Source organism: Paenibacillus sp. AR247, assembly GCF_002968895.1.
In the GTDB taxonomy this organism is placed as follows: Bacteria; Bacillota; Bacilli; order Paenibacillales; family Paenibacillaceae; genus Paenibacillus_AQ; species Paenibacillus_AQ favisporus.
Genome location: NZ_PCZT01000009.1, coordinates 1287981 through 1289340 on the forward strand (window position 1 = coordinate 1287981; position 1360 = coordinate 1289340).

The window sequence follows — 1360 nt, forward strand, 5'->3', positions numbered from 1 at the left end:
CAGGAATATGAATTTCGACTTCCTTCTTCGTCTGTGCGGAGCGGATAATGCCGTCGATAATGGCCTGATTCCGCAAAATTTCCTCGCCCGGAATCGGAGCCGGCGTGCCTTCACGCAGCGCGCGGACAAAATCCTTGATTTTCTCCTCAAATACGTTGATTTCATGCTTGATGAGCGGAATATTGCTCTCGGTATGATGTCCCTGGATGTCATGGAACAGCGAGATGGAACCGACATGCCCATCCCATACCCCGCTCCAAGGGCCGCTGCCTGCCGGAAGCACCTTCATGCCCGCATCCGTGCCGAGGAACATCGTCGCACCAAGCGTATCCATATGCATCGCCCAGGACGTCTTGAAGTTCAGGACCAGGTCTCCTTCGAACCGGACCATAGCCACGCCGAAATCCTCAACGTCAAATTGTCCGGCTTCCGCGTGGTATTTCGGATTGGTGCCAAAATAGTTCGAGGTATAAGCGGAGACGGTCAGCGGCTTAGGATAACCAAGCGTGTTGAGCGCCAGATCCAGCGAATAGCAGCCGATATCGGCCATTGCGCCTGCGCCAGCGATATCTTGTCGGATAAACGTTCCGCCCGGCATGCCGCGGCGGCGTCCGCCCCCGGTTTCCACGTAATACACTTTACCCAACTGCCCGTTCTGCACCATATTTTTAATGATGGCCATGTTCGGGTCGTAGCGCGGCTGAAAACCGACATTCAGCATCCTTCCGGTTTTCTTGGAAACCTGCACCATTTCGACCGCTTCGTCCAGCGTGACCGACATCGGTTTTTCCAGCATGACGTTTTTGCCGGCCGACAGGGCGTCCACCGTTGTGCGGTAATGCGCCACGTTCGGCGTACAGATGCTTACGCCATCCAGATCAAGCTCGAGCAGCTTGCGGTGGTCGTCAAAGCCGGTCGCATCCGGCAGGTTCCAACGCTCAATGAATTGCTGCGCCTTGTCTGGCAGAATATCCGCCACCCCGACGATTTGAACATCCTCGATTCCTTTGTAAGCCCGGGCATGCGCTCCAGCGATGCCCCCGCTTCCGATAATGCCAATCCGAATTGTTTTTCCCACGAGATCGTAATCCTCCTATACTTTCGCGTTCTTTCTCCGGTATTCCGATGGCGTGTAGCCGTACCTCTTCCGAAAAACGGTATGCAGATAGCTTCCGCTGGAAAATCCGCCCTGAACGGCGATTTTCTCGATGGACCAGCGCGTCTCCACCAGCTGGCGGCACACTTCCTGCCAGGCGGAAATCCTCCAAAATTTCGCTGAAGGACCGCCCGCCCCCCTGATCCTTAATGATCCGCTGCAGCTGCCTCGAGCTGATATGCAGCTTGTCGGCAACATCCTCCA

Annotated in this window: 2 protein-coding genes; both read right to left on the reverse strand. The window is 55.7% G+C overall.

The features are described 5' to 3' along the window. Nucleotides 1-1078: Gfo/Idh/MocA family protein (locus tag CPT76_RS14120; protein WP_105443359.1), on the reverse strand; the 1078-nt coding region annotated here is incomplete at its 3' end. Nucleotides 1079-1093: 15 nt separating this feature from the next. Continuing rightward, nucleotides 1094-1354: a helix-turn-helix domain-containing protein gene (locus CPT76_RS39655; protein ID WP_308737630.1), complete on the reverse strand. Its 261-nt coding sequence runs from the start codon at nucleotides 1352-1354 to the stop codon at nucleotides 1094-1096. Nucleotides 1355-1360 lie beyond the last annotated feature (6 nt).